Source organism: Celerinatantimonas diazotrophica (assembly GCF_004339545.1).
Classification (GTDB): Bacteria; Pseudomonadota; Gammaproteobacteria; order Enterobacterales; family Celerinatantimonadaceae; genus Celerinatantimonas; species Celerinatantimonas diazotrophica.
The window spans coordinates 31,744-57,883 of the sequence record NZ_SMGD01000004.1 but is presented as its reverse complement, the minus strand read 5'-3'; the positions used below and the strand labels follow the sequence as shown (position 1 = coordinate 57,883).

Annotated in this window: 27 protein-coding genes and 1 riboswitch; of the genes, 16 read left to right on the top strand and 11 right to left on the bottom strand. The window is 46.2% G+C overall.

Translation table 11 applies throughout. The features are described from left to right. The first annotated feature begins 9 nt into the window (after window positions 1-9). The 13 genes from gspD to cysQ all read left to right on the top strand — a co-directional run bounded on the left by gspD (window position 10) and on the right by cysQ (window position 11,850). Window positions 10-2,073 carry a type II secretion system secretin GspD gene (gene gspD, locus EV690_RS02050; RefSeq protein WP_131911291.1) on the top strand — a complete coding sequence of 688 codons (2,064 nt, stop codon included), beginning with the start codon at window positions 10-12 and terminating at the stop codon, window positions 2,071-2,073. After that, the gene (gene gspE / locus EV690_RS02045; RefSeq protein ID WP_131911290.1) at window positions 2,066-3,559 is read left to right on the top strand and encodes a type II secretion system ATPase GspE; all 1,494 of its coding nucleotides are present in this window, start codon (window positions 2,066-2,068) and stop codon (window positions 3,557-3,559) included. The genes gspD and gspE overlap by 8 nt, the downstream gene beginning before the upstream one ends. Further along, window positions 3,559-4,776 (top strand): type II secretion system inner membrane protein GspF, encoded by a 1,218-nt coding sequence (gspF, locus tag EV690_RS02040; protein WP_131911289.1) that lies wholly within the window; start codon window positions 3,559-3,561, stop codon window positions 4,774-4,776. Before gspE ends, gspF begins: the two co-directional genes overlap by 1 nt. A gap of 19 nt (window positions 4,777-4,795) precedes the next feature. After that, on the top strand, window positions 4,796-5,233 hold the full coding sequence (gene gspG / locus EV690_RS02035) for a type II secretion system major pseudopilin GspG (protein ID WP_131911320.1): 438 nt from the start codon (window positions 4,796-4,798) through the stop codon (window positions 5,231-5,233). Then, window positions 5,233-5,793 (top strand): GspH/FimT family pseudopilin, encoded by a 561-nt coding sequence (locus tag EV690_RS02030; protein ID WP_131911288.1) that lies wholly within the window; start codon window positions 5,233-5,235, stop codon window positions 5,791-5,793. The genes gspG and EV690_RS02030 overlap by 1 nt, the downstream gene beginning before the upstream one ends. Continuing rightward, a complete protein-coding gene (gene gspI, locus EV690_RS02025; RefSeq protein WP_131911287.1) occupies window positions 5,790-6,155 on the top strand; it encodes a type II secretion system minor pseudopilin GspI in 366 nt (121 codons plus the stop codon). Before EV690_RS02030 ends, gspI begins: the two co-directional genes overlap by 4 nt. Further along, window positions 6,155-6,796 carry a type II secretion system minor pseudopilin GspJ gene (gspJ, locus tag EV690_RS02020; protein WP_131911286.1) on the top strand — a complete coding sequence of 214 codons (642 nt, stop codon included), beginning with the start codon at window positions 6,155-6,157 and terminating at the stop codon, window positions 6,794-6,796. Before gspI ends, gspJ begins: the two co-directional genes overlap by 1 nt. Beyond that, entirely contained in the window at window positions 6,789-7,754 is a 966-nt protein-coding gene (gene gspK, locus EV690_RS02015; protein ID WP_165872630.1) for a type II secretion system minor pseudopilin GspK, read from the top strand. Before gspJ ends, gspK begins: the two co-directional genes overlap by 8 nt. After that, a complete protein-coding gene (gene gspL / locus EV690_RS02010) occupies window positions 7,751-8,938 on the top strand; it encodes a type II secretion system protein GspL (protein ID WP_165872629.1) in 1,188 nt (395 codons plus the stop codon). The genes gspK and gspL overlap by 4 nt, the downstream gene beginning before the upstream one ends. Next, a complete protein-coding gene (gene gspM, locus EV690_RS02005) occupies window positions 8,935-9,399 on the top strand; it encodes a type II secretion system protein GspM (protein ID WP_131911283.1) in 465 nt (154 codons plus the stop codon). Before gspL ends, gspM begins: the two co-directional genes overlap by 4 nt. A gap of 5 nt (window positions 9,400-9,404) precedes the next feature. Then, on the top strand, window positions 9,405-10,145 hold the full coding sequence (locus EV690_RS02000) for a type II secretion system protein N (protein ID WP_131911282.1): 741 nt from the start codon (window positions 9,405-9,407) through the stop codon (window positions 10,143-10,145). Window positions 10,146-10,239: 94 nt separating this feature from the next. Further along, window positions 10,240-10,794, top strand: a complete 555-nt coding sequence (gene nudE / locus EV690_RS01995; RefSeq protein WP_131911281.1) for an ADP compounds hydrolase NudE — start codon at window positions 10,240-10,242, stop codon at window positions 10,792-10,794. 198 nt (window positions 10,795-10,992) lie between these two features. Beyond that, window positions 10,993-11,850 carry a 3'(2'),5'-bisphosphate nucleotidase CysQ gene (gene cysQ, locus EV690_RS01990; RefSeq protein WP_131911280.1) on the top strand — a complete coding sequence of 286 codons (858 nt, stop codon included), beginning with the start codon at window positions 10,993-10,995 and terminating at the stop codon, window positions 11,848-11,850. Window positions 11,851-12,053: 203 nt separating this feature from the next. Here cysQ and crcB read toward each other — a convergent pair whose 3' ends face one another. From crcB to EV690_RS01950, 8 genes are all read right to left on the bottom strand, one after another. After that, window positions 12,054-12,437: a fluoride efflux transporter CrcB gene (gene crcB, locus EV690_RS01985; RefSeq protein WP_131911279.1), complete on the bottom strand. Its 384-nt coding sequence runs from the start codon at window positions 12,435-12,437 to the stop codon at window positions 12,054-12,056. 68 nt (window positions 12,438-12,505) lie between these two features. Further along, window positions 12,506-12,568: riboswitch (Fluoride riboswitch) on the bottom strand. Between the two features lie 44 nt (window positions 12,569-12,612). Further along, a complete protein-coding gene (gene rep, locus EV690_RS01980) occupies window positions 12,613-14,628 on the bottom strand; it encodes a DNA helicase Rep (RefSeq protein ID WP_131911278.1) in 2,016 nt (671 codons plus the stop codon). A 142-nt stretch (window positions 14,629-14,770) separates the two neighbouring features. After that, complete coding sequence (locus EV690_RS01975; RefSeq protein WP_131911277.1) at window positions 14,771-16,618, bottom strand: methyl-accepting chemotaxis protein; 1,848 nt, start codon at window positions 16,616-16,618, stop codon at window positions 14,771-14,773. A 262-nt stretch (window positions 16,619-16,880) separates the two neighbouring features. Next, entirely contained in the window at window positions 16,881-17,816 is a 936-nt protein-coding gene (ylqF, locus tag EV690_RS01970) for a ribosome biogenesis GTPase YlqF (RefSeq protein ID WP_131911276.1), read from the bottom strand. Between the two features lie 18 nt (window positions 17,817-17,834). Then, window positions 17,835-18,200, bottom strand: a complete 366-nt coding sequence (locus EV690_RS01965) for a DUF2750 domain-containing protein (protein ID WP_131911275.1) — start codon at window positions 18,198-18,200, stop codon at window positions 17,835-17,837. 127 nt (window positions 18,201-18,327) lie between these two features. Next, window positions 18,328-19,299 carry a nickel/cobalt transporter gene (locus EV690_RS01960; RefSeq protein WP_131911274.1) on the bottom strand — a complete coding sequence of 324 codons (972 nt, stop codon included), beginning with the start codon at window positions 19,297-19,299 and terminating at the stop codon, window positions 18,328-18,330. Then, window positions 19,296-19,922, bottom strand: coding sequence for a DUF1007 family protein (locus EV690_RS01955; RefSeq protein WP_224054946.1), 627 nt, complete (start codon window positions 19,920-19,922; stop codon window positions 19,296-19,298). The genes EV690_RS01960 and EV690_RS01955 overlap by 4 nt, the downstream gene beginning before the upstream one ends. A 63-nt stretch (window positions 19,923-19,985) precedes the next feature. Next, the gene (locus EV690_RS01950) at window positions 19,986-20,612 is read right to left on the bottom strand and encodes a LysE/ArgO family amino acid transporter (RefSeq protein WP_131911273.1); all 627 of its coding nucleotides are present in this window, start codon (window positions 20,610-20,612) and stop codon (window positions 19,986-19,988) included. Between the two features lie 98 nt (window positions 20,613-20,710). Here EV690_RS01950 and EV690_RS01945 point away from each other — a divergent pair, with 98 nt between their 5' ends. After that, window positions 20,711-21,601, top strand: a complete 891-nt coding sequence (locus tag EV690_RS01945) for a LysR family transcriptional regulator ArgP (protein ID WP_224054945.1) — start codon at window positions 20,711-20,713, stop codon at window positions 21,599-21,601. Between the two features lie 510 nt (window positions 21,602-22,111). Next, on the top strand, window positions 22,112-23,248 hold the full coding sequence (locus EV690_RS01940; protein ID WP_131911271.1) for a glycerate kinase: 1,137 nt from the start codon (window positions 22,112-22,114) through the stop codon (window positions 23,246-23,248). Between the two features lie 13 nt (window positions 23,249-23,261). Here the strand turns inward: EV690_RS01940 and EV690_RS01935 are convergent, their stop codons facing one another. Both EV690_RS01935 and EV690_RS01930 read right to left on the bottom strand, forming a co-directional pair. Beyond that, window positions 23,262-23,831, bottom strand: a complete 570-nt coding sequence (locus tag EV690_RS01935) for a GNAT family N-acetyltransferase (RefSeq protein ID WP_131911270.1) — start codon at window positions 23,829-23,831, stop codon at window positions 23,262-23,264. 116 nt (window positions 23,832-23,947) lie between these two features. After that, a complete protein-coding gene (locus tag EV690_RS01930; protein ID WP_131911269.1) occupies window positions 23,948-24,472 on the bottom strand; it encodes a hypothetical protein in 525 nt (174 codons plus the stop codon). 240 nt (window positions 24,473-24,712) lie between these two features. Between EV690_RS01930 and EV690_RS01925 the strand changes: the two genes are divergently transcribed. Further along, entirely contained in the window at window positions 24,713-24,979 is a 267-nt protein-coding gene (locus tag EV690_RS01925; protein WP_131911268.1) for a hypothetical protein, read from the top strand. Between the two features lie 76 nt (window positions 24,980-25,055). Here the strand turns inward: EV690_RS01925 and EV690_RS01920 are convergent, their stop codons facing one another. Then, entirely contained in the window at window positions 25,056-26,024 is a 969-nt protein-coding gene (locus EV690_RS01920) for a DMT family transporter (RefSeq protein ID WP_131911267.1), read from the bottom strand. Window positions 26,025-26,140: the final 116 nt, after the last annotated feature.

The window sequence follows — 26,140 nt, the reverse complement described above, 5'->3', positions numbered from 1 at the left end:
CAGTTTTAGATGAAAAAGGGAACAAAGGCACTTTGTCAGGCTCTGTTCATTGGCGTTTGGCTGCTGGTGTCGATTCCAGTGATGGCCGCAGACTATTCAGCCAATTTTAAACAAACTGATATCACTGAATTTATTAATACGGTGGGACGAAATCTTCATAAAACGATTATTATCGATCCATCCATTCACGGCAAAGTAAACGTTCGTAGTTACAATATGCTCAGCGAAAAACAGTATTATCAGTTTTTCCTGAACGTATTACAGGTCTATGGGTTAGCGACTGTGGATATGCCGGATGGCGTGATTAAAGTAGTGCCTGCGCAAACGGCTAAATCTGCAGCGATTCCGTTAGCATCAGCGAAGCATCCGGGGCAAGGGGATGAGATGGTTACCCGAATTGTGCCGGTGAGTAATGTTTCGGTCAAAGAACTGACACCGATTCTTCGCCAGTTAAGTGATGCCAGCGGCAGTAGTAATGTGATCCACTATGCGCCATCAAATGTCATGATGATTACCGGCCGAGCGGCGGTTGTTAACCGCATGGTTGAGATTATCCATCAGGTCGATCAGTCAGATGATCAACATGTGGATGTGGTTCGGTTAAAATATGCCGCAGCCAGTGAAATCGTTCGCGTCGTTGATTCGGTGCTAAGTAAAACGGACACTCGTGATCAGCCAAGTTCACTGGTGCCCTCTGTCGTGGCCGATGAGCGCACTAACAGCGTATTAATTTCAGGCAATCCCAAAGCACGTGCTCGTATCGCGCATCTGATTAATCAGCTGGATAGCGAGCTGCAATCCTATGGCAATACCCGGGTGTTTTATCTTAAATACGCCCATGCTAAAGATCTCGTTAAAGTGCTAAAAGGTGTTAGTCAAACCATTAATGAACAGCAGAACAAAGCCAAAGGCGGTAAAAGTGCTAGCACGAGCGGCAGTGATAGCAATTTTTCTATTGAAGCGTTTGATGACACTAACTCATTGGTGATTACCGCCAAACCGCAAACGATGCGCTCGCTGAGTAAAGTTATTAACCAACTCGATATTCGTCGGGCACAGGTGCATGTGGAAGCGATGATCGTTGAAGTGGCTGATACCTCAGGTGCCAATTTAGGCGTGCAGTGGGTGACTCCTGGGGGCGGGACTCAGTTTAGCAATGGCTCGAGTGTTCCGGTGAGTTCTGTGGCGCAAGGGATTTTTAATGCCCGTAGCACAACCGCGACCACTTATAACTCTAATGGTACCAGTACCTCGACCTCATCCTCTGGGGATGTCAGTGATTTGGCCTCGGCTTTATCAGGGGTACAAGGGGCAATTGTTGGGTTTTATAAAGGCGGTTGGGGCGCTCTGATTCAGGCTTCAAAAACCGATTCGAGAACCAATGTCTTAGCAACACCTTCGATTACCACATTGGATAATCAACAAGCATCTTTTTTAGTGGGTGAAGAAGTGCCGATTAAAACCGGTTCAACGACTGGTTCTGATAATAGCAACCCATTTACGACCGTTGAACGTAAAGAGGTTGGGATTAAGCTAACGGTGACGCCTCAGATTAACGACGGTAATGCCGTTCAGTTAAAGATTAAGCAGGAAGTCTCCAAGGTGAATGGTCAGACCGCGGTGGATGTAACTTTCTCCAAACGCGAGCTTAATACGACTGTGCTGGTGAACAACAATCAGACCCTGGTGTTAAGCGGCTTGATTGATAATGAAGTCGAACAAAGTGTGAGTAAGGTCCCGCTGCTGGGGGATATTCCGTATCTGGGCGCGTTGTTCCGTTCTAAATCGAGTGAGCAGGTCAAACGCAACCTGATGATTTTTATCCGGCCAACTATTGTCAGTGACAGCCAGACAGCAGGTAGCCTGAGTGCTCGTAAATACACGGCTATTCGAGCGCTGGAATTGTATCGTAAAGATCAAGGCATTATGTTATTGCCCGGTCATGAACAGCCCGTTTTACCGACATTTGGAACCCAAGAACAAGTGCCACAAGCTGTTCAGAAGTATATGAATAAAATGAAAAAATCAACAGGCGCAGGGCATTCTTTGGCACCGGGATTAACGCATGAGTGAGTTGAGTCCTCAGCCAGTGGTGGTGCGTTTACCTTATGGTTTTGCTAAGAAAAACTTAGTGCTGCTTGATTCTGCAACGCATATTCTTTACTGCGCCGGAGAGCTCTCTGCTGGTGTTGTGCTGGAAGTACGGCGGATTGCTAGTCGTGCTTTTGTGATTGAAAAAGTCAGTGAACAACAGTTTGAAAAACTACTCAGTGACTATTATCAGCGCGATTCATCACAGGCCCGTGAGCTGATGGAAAATCTGGGCAGCGAGATGGACTTTTATACCCTCGCGGGTGAGTTTTCCGATGATGAAGACTTGCTTGAATCGGATGATGATGCGCCGATTATTCGGCTGATGAATGCGATGCTTTCAGAGGCCATTAAGGAGCAGGCGAGTGATATTCATATCGAAACTTTTGAAAAGACCTTGTCGATTCGGTTTCGTATCGATGGCGTTTTGCGAGAAATTCTTCGTCCGAAACGTCAGTTAGCGGCGCTGTTAATCGCCCGTGTGAAAGTTATGGCTAAGCTTGATATTGCCGAAAAACGTCTGCCTCAGGATGGCCGAATTTCACTGCGCATTGGTGGCCGAGCGGTCGATTTACGAGTCTCAACTATGCCGTCGAGCTTTGGTGAACGAGTGGTTTTGCGACTGCTCGATAAACAAAGTTCTGGCATGAGTTTGGCCAACTTAGGAATGAGCGACAAACAGCACGATAAGCTTAAAGAATTGCTCGCTAAGCCGCATGGAATATTGTTGGTCACTGGCCCGACCGGGTCAGGGAAAAGTACCACCTTGTATGCTGGGATTAATGTTATTAACAGCCCTGAGCGCAATATTCTGACCGTTGAAGATCCCATCGAATACAATATCGAAGGCGTGGGCCAGACGCAGGTCAATAGCAAAGTCGATATGACCTTTGCGCGCGGGTTGCGCGCGATTCTGCGGCAAGATCCTGATGTGGTTATGATTGGTGAAATTCGTGATTTAGAAACGGCTGAAATTGCCATTCAGGCCAGCTTGACCGGCCACTTAGTATTATCAACCTTGCATACTAATACAGCCATTGGTGCGGTGACTCGATTGCGTGATATGGGTATCGAGCCCTTTTTATTATCATCGTCATTGCTCGGCGTCTTGGCGCAGCGTTTAGTGCGGGTTTTATGTCCACATTGCCGTAAAGCCCATCAGCTCAGCAAAAAAGAGTGCCGATTATTCAATCTGGATGTTGCCAAGTACCATCATCACGAAGTCTACGAGCCTGTAGGATGCACCCACTGTAATCAAACGGGGTATCGGGGCCGCACCGGGATCTATGAGCTGATTGTTACCAATGATAAGCTGCGTGCGATGATCCATGAAGGTGCTAGCGAACAAAAAATGCTTGAAGAAGCTCGAAAACATACACAAGGGATCCTCGCCGATGGTGCGAGCAAAGTATTATCTGGACAAACGAGTATTGCTGAAGTCTTGCGTGTGACAATTGAGGAGCATTGATGGCTGCTTATCAGTATCAGGCTCTTGATGAAAAAGGGCGGACTAAAAAAGGCGTCATTGATGGTGATTCAGCGCGCTTAGTTCGCCAGCAACTACGCCTGCAGGGGCTCACACCGCTTGCCATTGAAGCAACCTCTGAGCCTGCGCAGCGCGATGTCCGTGTTGTGCGGCGTAAAGTACGTACCATTAAGTATGCCGATCTGGCATTGTTAACCCGCCAACTCGCTACGTTAATTGCCGCTTCGTTGCCGGTTGAAGAATCTCTGCGAGCAGTAGCCCATCAAAGTAATAAGAATCAAATTAAAGCATTGGTTTTTGAGTTGCGCAGCCAAGTTGCTCAAGGGTTCTCTCTGAGTGAAAGCATGGCGGGATTTCCCCGTATTTTTGATGACCTTTATCGAGCGATGGTCGCAGCTGGCGAGCGTACTGGGCATCTTGATTTGGTCTTGAATCGGCTGGCCGATTATATCGAGCAACGCCAACAGATCCGTATGAAAACGCTCCAAGCACTTATTTATCCGGCAATTCTAGTGGTTGTCTCGATTTCAGTGATCTTCATTTTGTTGACTGCTGTGGTGCCGAAAATTGTGGCGCAGTTTGTCTATATGGGTCAGCAGTTACCGTTTTCCACTCGCGTACTCATGGGGTTAAGCCATGCTCTGGCGCAGAATTGGTGGTGGCTACTTCTAGTTATTGCCGCTGCGATTTTGGCGGCTAAAATGGCGTTGAAAAAACCCGAGATACGAAAGCAATTTCACCGGTACAGTTTGCGTCTGCCCCTGATTGGCAAAGTGGCTCTGGAACAGCAAACCGCGCGATTTGCCAGGACGCTGAGTATCTTAACTGCCAGTGCGGTGCCACTGGTTGAAGCGATGCAAATTGCCTCGCAGGTATTATCTAATATGCATGCCAGAGAGCAACTTACGCTCGCTAGCGAGTCGGTTCGCAACGGGAATCCGTTGTTGGATACGTTAAGCCAGACTCAACTTTTTTCTCCCATGTTGCTGCAGATGATCGCTAGTGGTGAGCAAACCGGTGAACTGGAGCAGATGCTGCTTCGCGCAGCTGATTTTCAGGATCGCGAATTTAGTTATCGGGTCTCGATTGCATTAACGATTTTTGAGCCTGTGCTCATCATTACCATGGCTGCAATCGTGTTATTTATCGTAATGGCCATTATTCAGCCTATTTTGGCACTGAATAATATGGTCGGTTAATCATATCCAGGAGAAAATGATGGTTCAGCCATATCCCAAACGACGTCACACGCAGGGCTTTACTTTGTTAGAAGTGATGGTTGTAATGGTGATTATCGCTTTGATGGCGACTTTGATCGTGCCTAATCTATTAGGAAACAAAGAAAAAGCTGACCAGAAAAAAGCGCAGGCCGATGTGGTTGCACTCGAAAATGCTCTGCAAATGTACAAGTTGGATAATGGTCGGTATCCAACCACTGAACAGGGGTTAAAAGCACTGGTGCAGAAACCGCAGAGTGCTCCTATTCCGCGTGATTATCGCCATGGTGGGTATATTCGTCGGTTGCCCAATGATCCGTGGGGAAATCCCTATCAAATGCGCTCGCCAGGTGAACATGGTGATATTGACGTGTTCTCAGATGGTCCCGATGGACAGCCAGGAACGAAGGACGATATTGGTAACTGGAATATTCAGTAATGCGCAAATACGGCTTCTCCCTTTTGGAAATGTTGCTGGTTATTATGTTGATCGGCTTAGGGGCAAGCGCAGTCGTATTATCGCTGGGGGAGGGTCCGTCCGCGAGTGAGCTTAAAAAGCAGGTGACGTTAATTCGAGCTCAGCTGGAATATGCCCGTGATAAAGCAGTGCTCGATCAGCGCCCAATTGGTGTGAAGTTAACGCCTCATTCGTATCAGTTTTATCTGTATCAAAAACCCGGTGATTGGCGGTTATTGGCGGGGCGCTTTAAACCGTTAAAGACCCCATTGAATTATCAATTAAGTATCGATGATAAAGCGGTGGATTTAACCTCAAACGAATCGGCGAATAAAGCCGCTACTTGGCAACAGCCGTTGTCATTGCCAGACGATGCCCCAAAGGCTCAATCGGTATCACCACATTTTGCACTGATTCTGACCGGTGACGGCATTTGGCCCAACTTTGTCCTCACGGTGAACCACCACCATCGCAGTTGGCAATTGCAGCCAGCATCGGCTGGAGATGGCTTTGAACTGGCAATGGGTAAAGCGTCATCATGAAGACGCGTGGATTTACCCTACTGGAAGTGATTGTTGCACTGGCGGTGTTAGCGATTGCTGGGATTGCCTTGCTGCGAGTGGGAAATGATCGGATGCATAACCTCGAGCATCTGCAGATCAATATGGTGGCGAACTGGGTTGCTGATAATAAACTCGCTGAGCTACGTTTAACCCAAAGCCCTCCCCATGCCAGCCAAGGACAGGTGAAAATGGCTGGGCGAGTCTGGTATTGGAAAGTTGTGGTTGGCCAGGCGAACCGTTACTTAGTGCCTTATCAAGTGCAAGTTCGTTTAAAACCGAGTGGCGATCCAGTGCTGACGCGCAGCTCTTATGTTGCTAGCGCATTTGGAGGGGAAAACTAATGCGCAAACTGGCCGGTTTTACGCTTTTAGAAATGTTAGTGGCGTTGGCTGTCTTTGCGATGCTCAGTCTCGGTGGCTATCAAATGTTACATGGCTTGTCGCTTAGCACTTCGGTTAGCTCTAAGCGTAGCCAGCAGATGGCCGCGCTAGAGCGCACGTTTGCGTTGATGGGCGCCGATTTTCGCCAAGCGGTTTTTACTAAATTACGTGGCGTTAAAGGAGAAGGTGTCGCAGGGGGCGCCCACTGGTTGGGCAGTGCGCAAGGCGGCGTATCACTGGCACGTATTGGTTGGCGTAATATCGATGCCAAAGAGCAGCGTTCAGAGGTTCTACGAGTTGGCTATCTGGTTGATAACAAAGGTTATTTAATTCGCCAGTTTTATCGACATTTAAATCCGTCTGCGCAGCAGCAACCCATTCGTCAGAAATTGCTGGCGAAAGTTCGGCATTTAAGTTTTCGGTTTTATTTAAAAGGTCGGGGTTGGCAGACGAGCTGGCATCGTAATGACCAGTTGCCTATGGCCATCGAAGTTGAGTTTAAACTATCGTCTTTGGGGTGGCTTCGACGGATATTTTTGCTCCCACCTGGACCACAAAATGAGCAGCTGGTGCAGCGAGCGCAGGAAGATCTCAATGATTAAACATCATCGGCAACAAGGTGTTGCATTGTTGATTGTGCTGTTGATTATCACCATTATGGTCGTTCTGGCCAGTAAAATGGCGCTGACTGGGCGTATGGATATCGCTCGTTTAAACGATGTCAAAACGCAGTCTGATAACTGGCAGCGGTTACTGAGCGCTGAGCAGTTAGCCTTAAGTGTGCTGCGTGATTCGATGCGCGATTCTACGCGATTGAGTCTCAATCAAAAATGGGCAAAACAGGTCACACTGCCAGTCGATGGCGGCTCAATTCGGGGGCAGATCGTTGATGCATCACGCTGCTTTAATTTAAATGCCTTGGGACAGCCGAATGATGCATCGGGTCAATCTATGGTGCAGACATTATTTTACCGTTTGCTCGTAATTGAAAAAGTACCTGCGCAAAAAGCGCAGATGATAGCGGCTGCAACCCGTGATTGGGTTGATAGTCATTCTCATGCGCTCGCCGGTGGTGGTGAAGATGAGGTCTATCAGGATGCCGGCTATAAAGCGCCGAATACGATGCTGGTGGATGTTTCGCAGTGGCGAGAAGTCCGCGGTGTGGATGAGCAAATTTATCGGCGGCTTAGTCCGTTGTTGTGTGCCTTACCGACCCAACGGCTACGGATCGATATCAATACATTGCAAAGCGCTCAGGCGCCGCTGTTAGAGATGCTCTTTTATGGCTATTTAACCCGAGAAAAAGCGCTAAAAGTGATTGCTCAAAGGCCATCAAGAGGCTTTCAAACTGTCGATCAGATCTTTACCTTGCCCGAATTGGCGAAGGTTAAACTTATGCACGGTGTCCATAGTGTACTCGCCGTGACCAGTTATTATTTTGTGGCTAAAATGCAGGCTCGTTCTGACGATGGCACGCAACAGGTTTTGTATTCATTCATTGAGCGTCAGGGAAGTGATAAATTTAATGTGAGGCGCCGGATGTTAGGAGATTGGCATTGAGAGAAAGATTACTCATTCATCTGGGAAGTGATGAGCATCAGCCAATAGACTGGTTATGTTGGACAGACGATGAACAACAAGTGGTTGCCAGTGGTGTATTGAAAAATGCTGAGGAATTGGTTCAGTTACAACCATTGGCACAGACGCGCCAAGTCATCGTGTTATTACCGGGCAGTGAAATTGCGCTTCAGCAGTTAGCATTAAATCGTGCGCAATATAACAAGGTCCAGAATAGCTTGGGTTTTTTGTTCGAAGAGCAATTGGCGGCTGATCCGCAAACGCTACATATCTGCAGTGTTGATTATAGCGATGGCCTGCTTACGGTCGCCGTGGTGGATAAATCGCTCATGCAGCGCTGGCAGCAGTGGTTAACCGATGCTGAGCTTGAAACGACGCAGTGGATCCCCGATTTTTTGCTATTGCCCAATCCGCAGCCTGAGCAGCTCGTTTTATTGCATTGTCGAGGTGGATACCTACTTCGTGGTGGCAAAATGGGGGGCGGGTGGCTCGATGAGAGTTGGCTCAGCGATGGCCTCGATCTGTTTGACCCGGAGCGGCAATATCGTGTTTTGGGCGATGTCAGCAGCGAAGTTGCGGGTGGGCGAGAGGTGGACGAGCTCAATGTTGAACTGCCATTGATGGTATTGGCTGAACAAGTGAAGTTTTGTCCGGTGAATATGTTGCAGGGCGATTATCGGGTTCGCCAGAGTGGTCGCTTCAAACAGGCGCGTTACCTGATAGGTGCAGCAATCTTTTGTCTGAGCGTAACCGCCGCGAACTATTTTGCGCAAGCTTGGCAGGTCAATCATCAGCTTGACCAAACTCAACAGCAGTTGGCGAAGATCTATCAGCAAACATTTCATCAAAATGTACCCAATGAGCCGTATTTGGTACGTCGTGCGTTTTATCAGCTGGGTGCTAAGAATAATCAGCAAACCCGTGGTGATTTGTTGACTATGCTGCGGTCATTGACCCCCGTATTTAAGCAATTTCCAACCATGCAATATCAGAGCCTGAGTTATGAGCAAAGCTCTGGCAAACTTGTTTTTCAGGTCAGTGCGCCTGACTTTGCAACCTTTGAAGCTTTTCGTAAAGCGGTAAAATCGTTTGCTGTGCAAACCGGGGCGCTCTCCCGTCATGATCATCAGGTGGTCGGGACTTTAACCATTAAGGAACGTTCATGAAGCAATGGTGGTATAACCTGCAAAGCCGGGAACGAGTGATGGTGTCAGTTGGCGCCGTGATTGTGGTGTTAATTCTACTGTATCAGTTTGGGTGGGTGAGCTATCAAAATGCCCTTGTTCGCTCCAGAGCCCAACTGGCCCAAGATCAGCAAACGTTAAACTGGGTATTAGCGCATCGTAATAAGCTCAAAAATCCGGAGCAGGCCCGTTCGACGATCAAAAGTGTGCCCTTTTCACAAGCGGCCAATCAGCTGGCGGGGGCGTTAAATATCTCGATCACGCGTATGCAACAAAGCGATAATCATTATGTGCTGAATATTGCACCGTTACCTTTTAATACGTTACTTGAATATATCCATCGAATGCAGAATCAATATGGCTATCAGGTGATTGTCTTGAATTTGCAAGCCGGTGAGGATGGCCAAGTCCAAGTTTCACAGTTGCAATTTAAACAAGGTTGAAAGCTGTGCCCAAAAAGTCGCTATGTTTGCTCATCGTTGTAGCACTATTAGTTTATGTTGCGACGCTTTTTTTTAATATGCCTGGTGCTGTCGTTGTTCGGCAACTTAAGTTACCGGGTGTACAATTACTTGGCGTCCAAGGTTCGCTCTATCAAGGACAGATCGCACAGGTCATGTGGCGTGGTCAGTCGCTAGGAAAGCTGCATTGGCAGTTAGCGCCGTGGGCTTTGTTAAAAGGACGAGTTAACGAACAAGTGAGCGTTGATGGCAGGCTCTCCGGCTCGTTGGATCTCTACCAGTCGATGTTTTCCAAGGGCGTTAACAATTTGCATCTGACTTTTTCTGGGCAGAGTCTGTCAGAGCTTACGTCACTGCCAGTTAAGATTCAGGGCCAGTTTAAAGTGACCGTCTCGAAGTGGGCGCTGTCGGGCCGCCGCTGTCAGAGATTAAATGGCCAGATTCACTGGCTCCAACCGCAATTGAGCACTTTGTTGGGGCGCTTAAATTTATCACCGATTCAGCTAGAGATGAGTTGCTCGAAGGGACATTATGTTGCTAAAGTCAATCATCAGGGGGCGATGTTAGTGTTGCAGGGCAACGCTCAGTTAAGTGGTGCAAGATGGCAAGTTGATCTACAGGCCCGGCCGACAGAGCATTTTCCAAAGCGCCTTCGAGTGTTACTTGATCCTCTGGGGGCACCGTCTCCGGATGGCTTTTATTCATTCAGGACGACAGGCGTTTTCTAAAGCTGTCTTTAAATTATGCGATTGCACATAAAACTCACAAGTCTGTGGATAGTGACAGCGTTATGGTTTGCAACCGCACAATAAGAGAGGAACAATGCCAAAGAAGAAACCGAAAATTCTTGAGCAACATATTGCTGCACAGAGTCATTTCTTTCAGATCGAATCGTTGCATCTGGAGTTTAGTAATGGCGAGCGAAGAGTCTATGAAAGATTAGTCGGTGGCCAGCGAGGCGCGGTGATGATTGTGCCAGTGACCGCCGATAGAGAGCTGTTGCTGGTGCGCGAATATGCTGTTGCAACCGATCGCTACGAGCTGAGTTTTCCTAAAGGTGCAATAGACGCGGGAGAAGAACCACAACAGGCGGCGAATCGTGAATTACAAGAAGAAATTGGCTTTGCGGCACAAAAATGGCATATGCTTAAGGAAGTGACTGCTGCTCCAAGTTATTTTGGTGGAGCGATGCAAATTTTTGTCGCTGATGAGTTATATCCATCGCGTTTGTTAGGAGATGAACCTGAGCCATTGGTGATTGAAACGATTGCGATAGATGAGTGTCTGTCGCTTCTTGAACGTAAAGAATTTAGTGAAGCGCGCACCATTGCTGCTTTATTTATGTTTAAGCAGTGGTGGCAGAAAACGTGTAAGTAATTGCATGGATTGACTCATTGTTGTCATTTTAGCGATCATAATTGAGTCGTTTTCAAACGGTGATATATCCGTTGGCCTGCTCATAGCACCGCATAGCTCAGTCATTCCCATTGAGTCATAGCTGCTTATTATGTCACAGAGCTAAATTCTGAAAGCAAGCTTATCAGGGTAGGTTTTATTTGCGAAAAGAGGTCAGGCATGCCACAACCATTAACTGATTTGCTCCCCGCAGTTGAGCGGATTGCCCGTAAAGCGGGACATGAGATTCTAAAACTGTATCAAAATGGGCATTACAAAACTGAGCAGAAATCTGACCATACACCGGTGACGAGTGCTGATATTGCCGCGCACAATATTTTGTGTGAAGAGCTTCGCAAATTAACGCCAGATTGGCCCGTGCTTTCTGAAGAGGATGCCAGTATTGCGTTATCCGAGCGTAGGCAGTGGCATTATTATTGGTTAGTTGATCCGATGGATGGCACGCAGGAGTTTGTCTCTCAAACCGGTGACTTTTCCACAATGATTGCCTTGATCTACTCAGGTGAGCCCGTTCTCGGCTTGGTTTACGCCCCCGTCACGGATACCTGCTATTATGCCATTAAAGGTTCCGGTGCATATAAAATTCAGGGAAATCAAGGACCGCAAAGTATTCAATGTCGCCACTATCAGCTTTCACCTGAGACCATTCGGATTGCGGTCAGTCGAGTGCAAAATTCCGATAAACTGCGAAAAGTGCTCAGTGATCATTTTAATTATGAATTGTTGCCATTAGGCAGTGCTAGCTTAAAAAGTTGTTTGGTCGCTGAAGGCGCAGCTGATTGTTATATTCGACTGGGGCCAACAGGCGAATGGGATGTGGGTGCACCACTGGTTATTTTACGTGAAGCTGGTGGAACATTGCTGGATCTGAATTTTCAAGCCATGAGTTTTAATTGTCGAGAAAGTCTGATTAATCCTGACTTTATCGGTATTGGCGATCGCAATTTGCCTTGGGAGAAGATAATTGTACATGTTCCGAGCAATGATCGCTCAAGAGATCGCCAAGAACGTAAATAAAACACCAAAAAATCGGGTTTAAATCACGAAATTAACTATAAAACTATCGTATTATAGGGACAGTCAAACATCGAATGATGAATGGCTGTCATAACAGGTAGAGATTGGTTTCTAACTATCTGTATTGATTTGGCTCTGTAAGCATTAATTGCTTAAGCGCCGTGTTCAGTTGAACGCGGCGTTTTTTTATTGCTGTCGCTCAGTTATTTGGCTGTTAGCCAAGACATGAGTGCAAATGCGATGGCCGCCATCGCCATCGATCCGGCTAGGTTCAGAGCCATATTGCTAATAGCTGTGGTGTATTTGCCTAACTGGAACAACGTCAAGGTTTCCGCGGTAAACGTGGAAAAGGTGGTTAAGCCGCCACAAAATCCGGTTGTGAGCATCAGCTTCCAGGCTGGATCAAGGCTTGGCATTTTGGTAAAAATGGTCATCCCTACTGCGATAATAAACGCCCCCAGCATGTTCACTGCTAAAGTTCCCAGTGGGAGTGATGCCCCAGTACTATTGAGTTTTAAACTAATAAACCAACGCAGCATACTGCCGCAACCGCCCCCAATAAAGACGGCTATCAATGTTGCTAACATAAATCCTCTTTTATTCGAATGATTTAAAGCGTTTTAATTTGCTTATGAAGATCGTGTGACGATCCAACTTGTCATCAGGCATCATCAGCCAATGGGGCGGTTAGAGGAGGAATGCCATCTCCTTAACATGGATTTTACACACTTTTGTGCTAAAACGCAGCTTGCAAGTGGCGAGCTATTTTTTATCGGCAAGCATTTGGCGAAGCGCGGCAACGCCCGCTAACCCTTTTTGTTGGCGCTGCTCAGGGGATTGCTCGACGCGGCGGTTGTTCCATTGGAGGTCGTCCTGTGGCAATTCCATTAAGAAGCGACTCGGTTCAGGGCGCAGCAGTTCGCCAAATTGGCGGCGTTCTCGAGTGAGGGTAAAGGTTAGCTCCCGTTGGGCTCGAGTGATGCCGACATAAGCAAGTCGGCGCTCTTCATCGATCTGATCTTCATCGATAGAGCTTTGATGGGGGAGCAATCCTTCTTCCATTCCGATGAGATAGACATATGGAAATTCCAGACCCTTAGAGGCATGGAGTGTCATGAGCTGGACTTGGTCGGCATCTTCATCATCTTCAGAGCGTTCCATCATATCGCGTAAAATCAGCCGATTAACGACTTCAGTTAAACTCATCGCCGGATTATCTTCATCCCCTTCCAGCATATCGCTGACCCAGCGGAACAAAGTGGAAACGTTTTGCATGCGCATTTCCGCTGCTCGAGCGCTGGGACTGGTTTCATATAGCCAGTCTTCATAATGGATATCTCGTACGAGATCGCGTACCGCTTCAACCGTGTTTCTCCGCTTGGCGCGGTCAGACAGTTCAACTACCCAACGGAAAAAAAATTCCACAGCTGAGCGTGAGCGAGCCGGTAACGCTGTTTGCAGCATTGGCTCACAAGCCGCTGCGAATAGACTTATGTGTTGTTCGTTGGCAAATCGGCCGATTTTTTCAAGTGTCGTTGGACCAATCTCGCGGCGTGGTACATTGATAATTCGCAATAGTGCACTGTCATCATCAGGGTTGACCATTAATCGTAGATAGGCCATTAAGTCTTTGATTTCACTGCGCGAGAAGAATGATTGTCCGCCACTAATTTTATAGGGAATACGGTTAGTCATCAGCGCCTTTTCAAGTAGCCGGCTCTGATGATTACCGCGATATAAAATCGCATAATCATTGTATTGGGTGCGATTGATAAAGCGATGTCCCATCAGCTCGGCGATTACTCGCTCAGCCTCTTGTTCCTCATTTTTGGCCATAATGACTTTGATCGGTTCGCCGTAATTGAGCTCGGAGAACAGTCGTTTATCAAATAGATGGTCGTTGTTTTCAATGAGAATATTGGCACATTTTAAGATGCGTTGAGTCGAGCGATAGTTTTGCTCTAGTTTGACCACTCGCAGCGCCGGAAAATCGGTTTTTAGTTGTGACAGGTTCTCTGGGTTTGCCCCGCGCCAAGAGTAGATAGATTGGTCATCATCGCCGACCACCGTGAAAAAAGCGCGCTCGCCAACTAGCAGTTTAATTAATTGATATTGACTGGTGTTCGTATCTTGGTATTCATCGACCAGCAAATAGCGTAATTTTTTTTGCCAACGGGCGCGAACCTGTTCATTGGTTTTTAAAAGCAGGGTAGGCATCAAGATCAGATCGTCAAAATCTAATGCATTGTAGGCGTGCATTTGCTTTTGATAACGTTGGTAAAGCTGAGCAAATAGCTGTATTTTGGCATCATTGGGAACCTGAACATGTCCCGGCAGTAGAAGGTCGTTTTTCCAACGGCCAATCTGATGTTGCAGCTGGCGCAGCAGATCTTTATCACCATTGAGCTCGGTTTCACTGAGATCTTTTAATAGAGCGAGCTGATCTTGGTCGTCAAACAGTGAAAAATTTGCTTTAAGCGACAGAGCTTGATGTTCACGGCGAATGATATCCAACCCTAAGGTATGAAAGGTAGAGATGGTTAGGCCGCGGGTTTTCTCCCGACCAATGGTATGGCGTACGCGCTCGGCCATTTCGCGCGCCGCTTTGTTCGTAAAGGTCACGGCTGCAATATGGCGAGCATGGTAGCCACAACGCTCGATTAAATAGGCGATCTTATTGGTAATGACGCGTGTTTTACCGCTACCCGCACCCGCCAGAACAAGGCATGGGCCAGTAGTGTATTCGACGGCTTGCTGCTGGGCACTGTTGAGTTTCACGAAAAGCCTCCTACCATTGGGTGAGGCATTTTACCAAGAGCTCTGAACAATACCAATGACGATTACACCAAGGGGAGCGGCATACCACATAGCCTTGGGATTTAAGCCTAAATTGGTTACTGCGATGTCTAACCATCTCTGGCTACAGAATAAATTGTGCCACCTCGGCATTGAGTCGTTTGGTGATCCGATGTAAGTCCTTGGCTTGATGTTCGTTATTATCGGCATCTGTTTGCAGTTTTTGGCAGGTTTGTTCGAGCCGTTGGCTGTTGTCTCGCACGTTTTGAGTCGCTTGGTGCTGCTGTTCGGCTGCGCTACTGATCTGGTTAGCCATATCTAAGATGGTTTCAATGGTTTGATTGATTTCATCAAGAGCGGCGGTTGCTGCATTCGCTTGTTCAACATTGCTCTGGGCTTGTTCACGACTTTGTTGCATGGCATTAACAGCTTGATTGGTATGCTGTTGCAACTCGTTTAAGACAATTTGGATCTGCTCTGTTGATTCATGTGTTCGTTTAGAAAGGTTGCGTACTTCATCGGCTACAACGGCAAAGCCGCGGCCATGTTCGCCGGCTCGGGCTGCTTCAATCGCAGCATTCAATGCCAATAGATTGGTCTGCTCTGCAATGCCTTGAATGATACTGAGGATATCGGTAATTTTTTGATTACTCTGCTTTAATGCACTCATACTGCTAGCGTTTGCTTCGAGTTGTTCGACCAGCTGCAAAATTTGTTGCTGGTTTTGCCGGATCACTTCTTTACCCGATTCACAGCTGAGCTGTGATTGTTGGACACTGGTATTGGTATGCTCAGCATTATCAGCGACATGTCGAGCACTTTCGGTAATTTCATTAAACGAGTCGGCCATGGCACTAATTTGTTGACGTTGATGAATGACCGATTGCGTTGATTGGTTAGCATAATGCGTCACCTTTTCAACATGCTGGGCGAGTGCCCCTGAGTCGTTTTTGACTCCCAGCAAAAGCTGATGGAGCCGTTCTAAGAAGACATCAACACAATCTCCAAGCTTACCTATTTCGTCGCGACGTTTAAGATTCAAACGTTGGGTCAGGTCGGCATCTCCTTGCCCTAAATTATGAATTGCTGCTTCGAGTTGTTTCAGTGGCCGGAATGAAATCGAAATCAAACTGTAGATCACTAAGGCGACCACGATAAACATAATGGCCGTGTTTTGAATACTGCTTATCAGCTGCTCGTGAACTTGCGCAAATTCTTTATTCTTATCAAAACTCAGTGCAATCAACCAATGGGTGTGGGGAATGTGCGTGAAATTAAGCAGCACAGGTCGTTTATTAATGGTGGCATTAATCAGCTTATGCTGTTCTTTAATTTGTTTTGCGGTGAGAGTTTTATCGAGTTCGCTAATATTATGCTCTAACAATTTATTGTCTGGATAGACCAGTAATGTGCCGTCATCGGCAATGATAAAGGCCTGAACTTCAGAATTACTGAGCGCTTTCATTTGCGTGCCCATCACTTTCAGCGGTAGGTCGGCTGCATAAACACCCGTGGGCGATTTAATTGCAATCGTCATTACCATGTTGCCATCGGTCCCGGTATAAGGCTGAGAGAAGTAAGGACTATGTTGCTGTGCGCCCATATACCAAAGGCGGACGCGCGGGTCATAGCCATAGGGGATTTCATAGTTTGGATCACCCGCGATCATTTGCCCTTTTTCATTGCCATAATAAACACTGGAGAATCCGGCCGCTTTTTGTGCTTGATACAGCTCTAACTGAAATTCTTTATTGGCTGGGGTTTTATCAGTGACCGATTGAAGCGCTCTGAGTTTATCACTGAGCCAGGCCGAAAGTTCTGTCGCTGCGGTTGTGGAAAGTTGCTTGGCCTGATGTTGGATATTGGCGGTGACATTATGTTGCATACTTTGCAGTTGTTGCCATTCTTGCGTAATAGAGAGTAGGGCTAAAATGAGAGTAACTGCGATAACGAGCTTGTGTTTGATAGACATAGCGACAATTTCCGTGCAAAAAGCTTCCACTGCAATGAGCTGTGCTTAAATGTGCTTATGTTCACTGCAAAATAACCCGCTCAGAGTAGCGAGCGGTCATGACAGCTTTATGACAAATGTCGGGTGTGAATTGATCTGGAATAACTTTGGACTAGGTTCTTAAATCAACTGATTTTTTTAGTGAGTTATACAGAGAAAAGGAAGATCAAAAATAAGGTGAAACATCGCAATATAGGTGGATGTATCTTGCGATGTATCGGTTTTACCGCCGGCGTTTTTTCGCGTTTGCTCGGCGCTGCTTATTATGTTGCTTTTTTTGTTCTTCTTTTTCTTGGCGCAATTGAGCAAAGTGCGCTTCTTCGGCTTCAATCTGCTCCGGATGTTCCAATGTAATGGGGCCCAATGTCCCTTCGCGGAGCTCACTTAATAAGATCGTAGCGACTTTAGTGAAATCCACATGCCCACCACGGACCAGACAGCCTCTTTGGCGGCCGAGTGTTTCCAGCAAATCAATTTCATCGCTTGGTAGGGTTTGCCAACCATAGCGTTCTTTGAGACGTTGCGGATAATACGCCAGTAGATATTCACCGGCAAAGGCAGCGACATCATCGTGGCTGATGGCGGTATCTTTAATGGCACCACTGGCGGCTAGACGATAGCCGCTGTTTTCGTTATCGAACTTCGGCCATAAGATCCCCGGAGTATCGAGTAGCGTAATATAGCCGTCGAGCCGAATTTTCTGTTGTGCTTTGGTGACCGCGGGTTCATTGCCTGTTTTAGCAATTATTCGACCCGCTAATGCATTAATGAGCGTTGATTTGCCGACATTAGGGATCCCACAAATCAGTGCCGTAATGGGCTTATCAGCACTGCCTTTATTGGGAACCATCTGCCGAATCAAGGTGAGAATAGATTGGACCTGCGTTTGCTTTTGCTGATCCAGTGCGACTGCCCGGACATTATGTGTCTGCTGGAGATAATCAATCCATTGCTGGGTTGATTGCGGATCGGCTAAGTCACTCTTATTGAGAATTTTCAAACAAGGGGTACCACCACGCAACTCAAAGACCAGCGGATTATTACTGCTATAGGGGAGGCGAGCATCAAGGACTTCAATCACAAGATCGACATTGGGCATTACTTCACGGATCTGCTTTTGTGCCTTGTGCATATGCCCAGGGTACCACTGAATAGCCATTGAAGGGGCTCCTGTGAATTATTTGCTTTGGGTGATGGCATCGGCTAAATCTTGCGGATGTTCGACTAGACTCTCCGCTTCTAGGCTTGGCCCAACGGCTAAAAAATAGCCATCTTCAATCATGCCGATGACCCAGCGCTCGAGAAATGCATCTAACTCAATGGCTAACGGTTCGCAATGGGCATGTTCCTGTGTGGCCCAAGCTTTGGCTGTCGCCTCATCTGGCCAGATGGGTAAACACTGTTCTTCATCGCTGGAAACCATAATACAGCCTTGCTCATCTTTGAGCGTCCAGAGCTTCTGATTGCGGCGGATGGCGGCTAAGGTCAGTTGGTAGCGAACTTCGCTGGATTGGTCATAGAAACTGTGCACGGTGTCATTCATAGTGTTTATCCTGGCAGAGCCATTAAAAGAGGCAAATTGTAGCAGATAGCCATAGAAGGTGCTGCTGGAATTACCTATTTTAGTTGCTACCTGCCAGCTCTGTAGTGTATCGCGTATTGATATGCTGCTAGTGGGTTAAAAATCCTGGCATTCCGGCCAGTGGCGGCATTTGATACAAAGTGACACCTAATATAATCAGCAATAGCGCGCCAAATGCAGCGGGTAGTGCTAATAGATAGGGTGAAACCTCTTTGTTGCCATAAACCCGAATCATCAATCCTCGAGCGGTAACGGTGATAAATGCCAATGCCGAGGTGGTTGAACCGGTCCCCAGTGCCATCACAATCGCACTGATGACGCCAATCCAGTAAACCCCCATGAGGGCACTGACGGTTAAGACCAACAGTGCGCCGCTGCAGGGCCGGGCACCAATACTGATAATCAGTGCCAGATAATCCCGCCAATTGTGCGCATCTGCTAGTTGTTCTGCACTGACACTATGGTGGTGACCACAGCCGCACTGAGGCGGGTGGTTTTGCACTGAGCGTAAAACTGCCGATGAGACATGATTTGCCGGGTATGAAAATTGTTGATAGTGAATTTTAGGTTTTTTGGGAAAGCATTTTTTAAGTGCCGAAAAGGCAAGCCAAATACCTAGAGCAATGACCAACAAGCTGTTCATGTGAATAATGTTCATGGCATTGTTGTTGACTTGATGGGCTGTTTGCGTGAGAACAAAGCGCAATACTGTGACTAAAGCGATAGCCACCAGAGCCTGCATCATCGCGGCCGCCATGGTGAGACAGATACTAGTCTTCAGTTTTTGTCGATGGGTCGAAAGATAACTTGCCATCACCACTTTACCATGGCCAGGACCAACAGCATGGAAGACGCCATAGATGAGGCTGAGTGCCATTAGCATCCAAGCGTTTTGCCACTGATGCTCACTCAGTGCAATTAACAGATTGTCAAAATGAGAATAGATCAGTTGCTGCATTTGCATGCTTTGTAACAAGATGATCGGCCAGAAATGCCAACAGGCACCGATTAATAAAATAACTAGGACGCAGGCTGTTAGACGCGAACTGATGACTTTCATGGTGAACACCTAAATATTAATTTTTGGGTGAAAATCTGCCCTAGCTTATAGTCTGGATCAGCATTGGGCGGAAGCGACATGGCATAACTGACGTCCTTGGCGGTTGGATGCGGTTTTTCAATATGAAATTTGCAGTGTCCTTGCAAATCAGGAGAGAATTTAATCGAATGGATATTATCCCAATACATATCGACGTAATAAGATGGATCAAAAATTAACAATTTCAGTTGATGATTATCCAATGCTAATGGTTTTGCTAAGGGAATGGTGAAATAGAGGATCATTTTGTGTTTGGGCATGGTCACATGATATTGATGAACCATCCTAAAACGCACTGGCTTTGAGTCGCGATAAAAATAGGTGAAAAAATGATCTGGCATCATATGCGCAATGATACTCGCCCCAACCTTTTGTAAGGTGACATGTCGGTGTGCTTTGGACATATCTTCGCCGTCAAGAGTGTAAGCCGTGGTGATAGCGTCAAAACTCCAGACCATTTTTAGTGCTGTAATGTGGTTATCCTTGCCCTCAATGGTCGTGTACTGTTCAACCCATGAGTGGGGATGAGCGAGGCTTAGACCGGGAATGAGCAGCAGAGCAAAAAAAACGAAAATGCGCATCATAGTGAAATAAAACAGGATAAAATATCGCTATAAAGTAGCATTTTGTCTGCGTCAATTGAATGCTCATTGGCTAAATAATGATAGATAAAGATGATGGAGCAATTGACTGGCAAGGATTACAACTACTATTGCAATCGCTAAATCTAAGATGCGCTGGGCTTTGGGACGCATTAGCCACTTAGCTAAATAGCTACCCATAGCGGCCAATAAAAAAAACCAGCACAAAGATGCTGAGACGCCACCGGCGACTAACCATGGTTTATTTTCTGCTGCAACAGAGAGCGAATAACTTCCCCAAATTAATACCGTGTCGAGATAAACATGGGGGTTAAGTAAAGTGATTGCTAGCGTGGTTAACATCACTTGGTGAAATTGGCGAGACTTAAGGCGGCTACTTTGCGTGTGGTAGTTGTTTTGCCAGACGCGTTTTAAGCAGCTGTACGCGTAGTAGTATAAAAATATGCTACCAAAAGTGAGTAAAACATGCTCTAGGATGACGGCTTGATTGAGCAGTTGCCCGAGCCCATAAACCGACAGACTCACCAAAATCAGATCAGCTAGCGTGCAAATAGTCGCAACCCAGTAGTGATAGCGACGAATGATCCCCTGATTGAGTACGAAAGCATTTTGCATCCCGATCGGCATAATTAGCCCTAACATTAATAAGTAACCCTGAATAAACGTTGCCATGTCTCGTTTTATCTTATCTGTTGTTTATTTGGAATTAGCTTATAAAAAGATCTAAATGAAGTATAATTAATAATAATTAACTATCATTAAAAATTCTTATGATGCGGATCGATTACAATCTATTAAAAGCGCTGCACGCTGTGGTTAATTTGCAAAGTTTTGAACGGGCCGCTCAAAACTTAGCGGTCAGTCAATCGGCTGTATCCCAACGAATCCGGCATTTAGAACAGCTCATGGGAGAGCCCGTATTGGTGCGCTCACAGCCACCACGATGTACTGCGATGGGCCAACAGTTACTGAGCCACTATCAACAGGTACAACAGCTGGAGCAACAACTTGCCCAGCGACTTGATGTCCAACAAGGTTGTCCGGTATTACCTCTGGCGGTGAATGCTGACAGCCTGGCAACGTGGTTTCTACCTGCGCTTGACCCTTGGTTACGCAATGCTCAAATCCAATTGCAACTTTATGTTGAGAACGAATCGCAAACGTGGCGTCGACTGATCTCAGGAGAGGCACTCGGCGCAGTGACCAAGCAAAGTAAAGCGGTGAATGGTGCCTTCAGTGAACCGCTTGGGGCTTTAACATACTTATGTGTCTGCTCAGCTGAATTCCAATCGCGATATTTTGCTGGTGCCAAACCCACCAAAGAGCAGCTCAAGCAGGCCCCCGCGATTGCATTTGATCCTCATGATGACATGCATTTTAACTATATTAAGGACCATTTCGACTTATCGGCAGGAGATTATCCGTGTCATATCGTGCGTTCATCAGAAGCGTTTGTCGCGATGGCCTGTTCTGGCTATGCTTATTGTTTAATTGCCAGGCAACAGGTGCAACCACTGCTCGATAACGGGACATTGATCAACTTGTTACCAGAGCTTTCGCTAAAAGTGCCGCTGTATTGGCATTGTTGGCAATTTAGCACACACTTAATGCAAGCGGTGAGTGAGTCACTCATTACCAATGCCAGAGGTTGTTTAGACTAGGGACTGTTGACCTTTGGTGGTTGAATTTTGTTCAAAATGCGTTTAAATGAACCCCAAGGGCAGTATCTGAGAGGAATTTATCCAGCGTTAAACGTTCTTGGTGGCCAATAACTACACGGCACAACGTTTGCCTTGCCTAAATCCCTCTCAGATTTCTGCAAAACTAATCACAAAAGGTCAATAGTCCCTAAGAATAACCAGTTAGCTTTTTGGCAAAAAATTAGCCAAACTTACATAGAGTGTGTTGATCTTTGGTGGTTCAGTTCACATTGAACGTGGTGCAGTCTGTGAAGCTTAATGAAAGCCAAGCAGGGCAACAAAGTTCAAGAGGCTAAATGAACCCAAAAGCAGCATCTGAGGTGGACTTAGCCAGCGTTAAACGTTCTTGGTGGCCAATGACTACACGATAAAACGTTTGTCCTGTTTAAATCAGCCCAGATTGTTGTAAAAATAATCACAAAAGGTCAACCGTCCCTAGGCTATCTTATTCATTTTTCGGAGAGCACTACCATGAAAATTGTCGTTGCGCCTGATTCTTTTAAAGAGAGCCTATCTGCTCCTCATGCGGCTGAAGCTATTATCAACGGATTTAGCGAGATATTTCCCAGTGCCGATTATCATCCAATTCCTTTAGCCGATGGTGGTGAAGGGACCGTGGCGGCGTTGGTTGCTGCTAGTGGTGGACGAGTGGTGCGAACGAAAGTTCATGGGGCCCGGATGACGGATGTTGATAGCTTTTTTGGGATACTCAGCAATGAGCAAACTGCGGTGATTGAAGTTGCTGCAGCTTGTGGTTTAGAACAACTGACGCCTTCGTTGCGTAATCCGAAACTCACCACCAGTTATGGTGTTGGAGAACTCATTATTGCTGCGCTTGATCAAGGTGTCAGCCATATTTTGGTCGGGCTGGGAGGCACTGCAAGTAATGATGCCGGCAGTGGTATGTTGCAAGCATTGGGAGCTAAATTCCTGGATGCGCAAGGTCATGAACTCCCTGCTGGTGGTGCGGCTCTCGGTCAATTGGTGACCATTGATTTTAGCTCTCTCGATCCGCGTCTTAAAAAGGCTAAGATTGACGTTGCCTATGATGTGGATAATGTCTTGTGTGGCCCAAACGGTGCTAGTTTTATATTTGGCGCACAAAAAGGCGCAGATCACAAAGCGATCATTGAGTTGGATAATGCGTTGAATCACTTTGCTAAACGTTGTTATGAGCAATATGGCATGGACCTGCTCAGTATTGAAGGCGGTGGGGCTGCAGGCGGGCTGGGAGCTGCGTTTGCCGGGATTCTAAATGCGGTGCTGTCTCCTGGGGTTGAGCTGTTAATGGATGCATTGCAAATTGATGAAGCATTACAAGGAGCCGATTTGGTGATCACTGGCGAGGGGCGCATTGATGGCCAATCTTTGTCAGGAAAAACACCGTTTGGTGTGGCTCAGCGTGCTAAAAAATACGGCGTCCCAGTGATCGCTATTGGCGGTTCACTCGGGGATAATTACGAAAAACTCTATGAGCATGGGATTACCGCTATTTTTAGCTGTGTGAACAGGGTCGATCAGCTGAGTGAAATTTTAGCCAGTGCAGAAACCGATCTGATTAGTAGTGCTCGGAATATTGCCGCACTATGGAAGTTAGCCGCTAAATAGCCAGTCCTAACCCCTAGAGAAAATGGTTGTCGTGCAAAGGGTTAATCAGCGAAGCTAAGTTGTGATCCTGCCAGTGGCCATTTAGTTTGAGATATGAGCGAGCAAACCCTTCTTGCTCAAACCCTAAATGTTTTAGCAGATTATGCGCGCGTTTATTGCGGGGTGGATAGCAGCAGCAGACCCGGTGCAAGTCTAACTCACAGAACACAAAGTTTAAGCTATGACTGAGAACTTCCTGCATCAATCCCTGTCCTTGATTGGCTTCATCAAGGGCAAAATGTAACTGACAGCCTTTAAACGCTCCCTCTTGAATAGCGGTGAAATTGGCAACCGCCAAGACTTCTTTTTCATCAAGGCTTAATGCGCAAAAATAAATAGCTTCATCATTTAAAAACGCTTTGTAAATCTGATCCAGCCGCTCACGCCAGTAATCAGCACTAAAATAATAATTGGGTCGGGAGGGAAACCAAGGCTTAAAAAATGTTTGATTTCGGGCATAAAAATTAGCCAATAAGGGCGACTGTTCGCTTCTTAAAATGGTGGTGATGGCTCTTTCACTCACTAATCTTGGTATGTTTAGCATAACCCATCATCTCGCTTATTAAATTGACTGCTCAAGCAAGCATAGACTCTGACGTCCAGATTTTCTCTTGGTTTGGTGTCAAATTACGCGATAGATCTATTATTTTTGTATGGCTATCAGACAGATGATAAATGATAACCTTTAAAATATTGATACCAGTGTTGCGGTAAGTCCCTGCGGGCCTTAAGCAATGAGTCATAATCAATCAGACACATTGGCAACAAGCTCATTGTCAACTGATACTGTCCATGTAGAACCGCCAGACTGGCCAATCGTTGTCTCAGATAAGATAGCCTTGAACTCGGGGCTTGGGGGTGTTTCAACACCCTGGCAATTCCACTGCATGTCCGCTGGCTGAGTGCCGGTGTGAAATGACTAATCAGTAATCGTTTTGAACTTCTGGCCATATGTAACCCCGCTTGCCAGCAACCATTACGATCACTGCGTTTGTTGAGATTGACAATTCGCAGGTCCGGATATGATTGCTCAGGGACATTGTTATGTTCTGCTAACCAAATGAGTTCTGATTCGATTCCAGTTTGTCTGATCGTTTGCCAAGTATCGATTAATAAGCTCATCTGCCGGGGAGGACACGTACTGATGATACTTAATTGAATGGTTCGATTGGTTTGTTTATCCATATGCTTTACCACGATACTCTAATGGGGCTGAACGTCCTGTATGGTTAAAGTTTAGTCGTTAGATATGAATGGTGTGTGACAGTTTAAAATTAAATCCATCAATATCTTGGTTTTCCGATATAAAAATCAATTAAGTCGATATTGTTGAGTTTTTACAGGATTGCTTAAATAGGCGCCGTAGCACCAAAGCTCACAATGACGGTGTATAACCATAACGACAAATGAAGTTCGGAGATAACTATGAACATCAAAAAACTAGCCTTCCCTTTAGTCATTCTTGTTGGTGCGCTGTCTTTAGCCGCTTGTAATGATGATAGCGCGGATCAACCTCAGGGCTCGACTCAGTCAAGTTCGCAGATGCAATCGTCTGATAATAGCGCAACGCACTCTGATGCAGCAACTGCTGACGGTTCGGCAGCTAGTGATAATACCCAAAGTAGTGGTATGAGTACGACTGCACCTAAAACAAACAATAATGGTGATACGGCCGTAAACAGTAGCAACTAATAGTTACCTTTTGGATCGTTAACTTTATGAACCACAGGCACTGTGCGAGCAGTGCCTGTGTTGTTTGTTTGAGAGGTTATTGGTATTGATGAGAGTGGGTATGATGTTGATGATATTGCTGAAATCCTGGCACAATAAACGTTAGGCAGGAACCGATTACAATAAATGTAATTCCAACGACCGTATTCTCATGCAGCGCATCACCTAAAATAAAGGCCGCCATAATAGGTGCAAGTGCCGGTTTAATAAAAAATGTAATGGAGGCCGTTGAAGCGGATGTTTCATCCATGGCTATAAAATACAAACTGTAGCCTAACCCGGTCACAAATACGCCCAGATAAATCAATGATGGGATACTATTCCACGTTACCCCTTTCACAAAAGGAATGTTCGCAAAATCAGTCAACCCCATTTGTGTGATAGCGTCTGCAATGGCGGGGACATGGCTCAGCAGCATTAGCATGAACATTTCAACACAGCCGACGACAAAGCTAAAGAATGTTAAAACTAATCCATTAAAACCATAGCGACGTCGCCCAATCTGACCAAGAATGCCATATAGTGCGAAGGTGATGGCAGCCAGTAGTGAGAAACATACGCCTAATACGTTCGGAATATGTTCTGGGTTAACGATAAAATACATTCCGATCAAGCTTAAAAATAGCGAACTGACACTGATTAATGTCATTTTTTCTTTTAAAAACAGATGAGCCAATGGAATCACAAAAACAGCATTGCAGCTAAATAAAATAGCAACCAGTGATGCCTGTGCATAAACAATCGCCAGTTGGAAAAAGGTCATACTGACAATGACACATAAAAATCCTGTGATGGCGAAAAATGGCAAATGAAAATAGTGCAGTTTTAAATTAGCCGCTTTGAGGCTTCGAAGCGCCATTGGCCAAAGTACCATTGAACCAATAACAAAGCGTATGAAATTAATTTGGATAGGATTAAATTGATTTACAACTAACTTCAGGGCTATCTCCATAGAACTAAAAAAGAAAGTTGCCAGAAGAATATATAAATAACCTTTGTTGTGCATGAATACTACTCTCTAAGAAGAGAGACCTCTTTTAATCAGATAAAAGAACAGTACTCCTGTGTTTTGGACAGGATATTGACCGGCAGTTAGGATAACGCTGGGGAGATTGCCTCTTT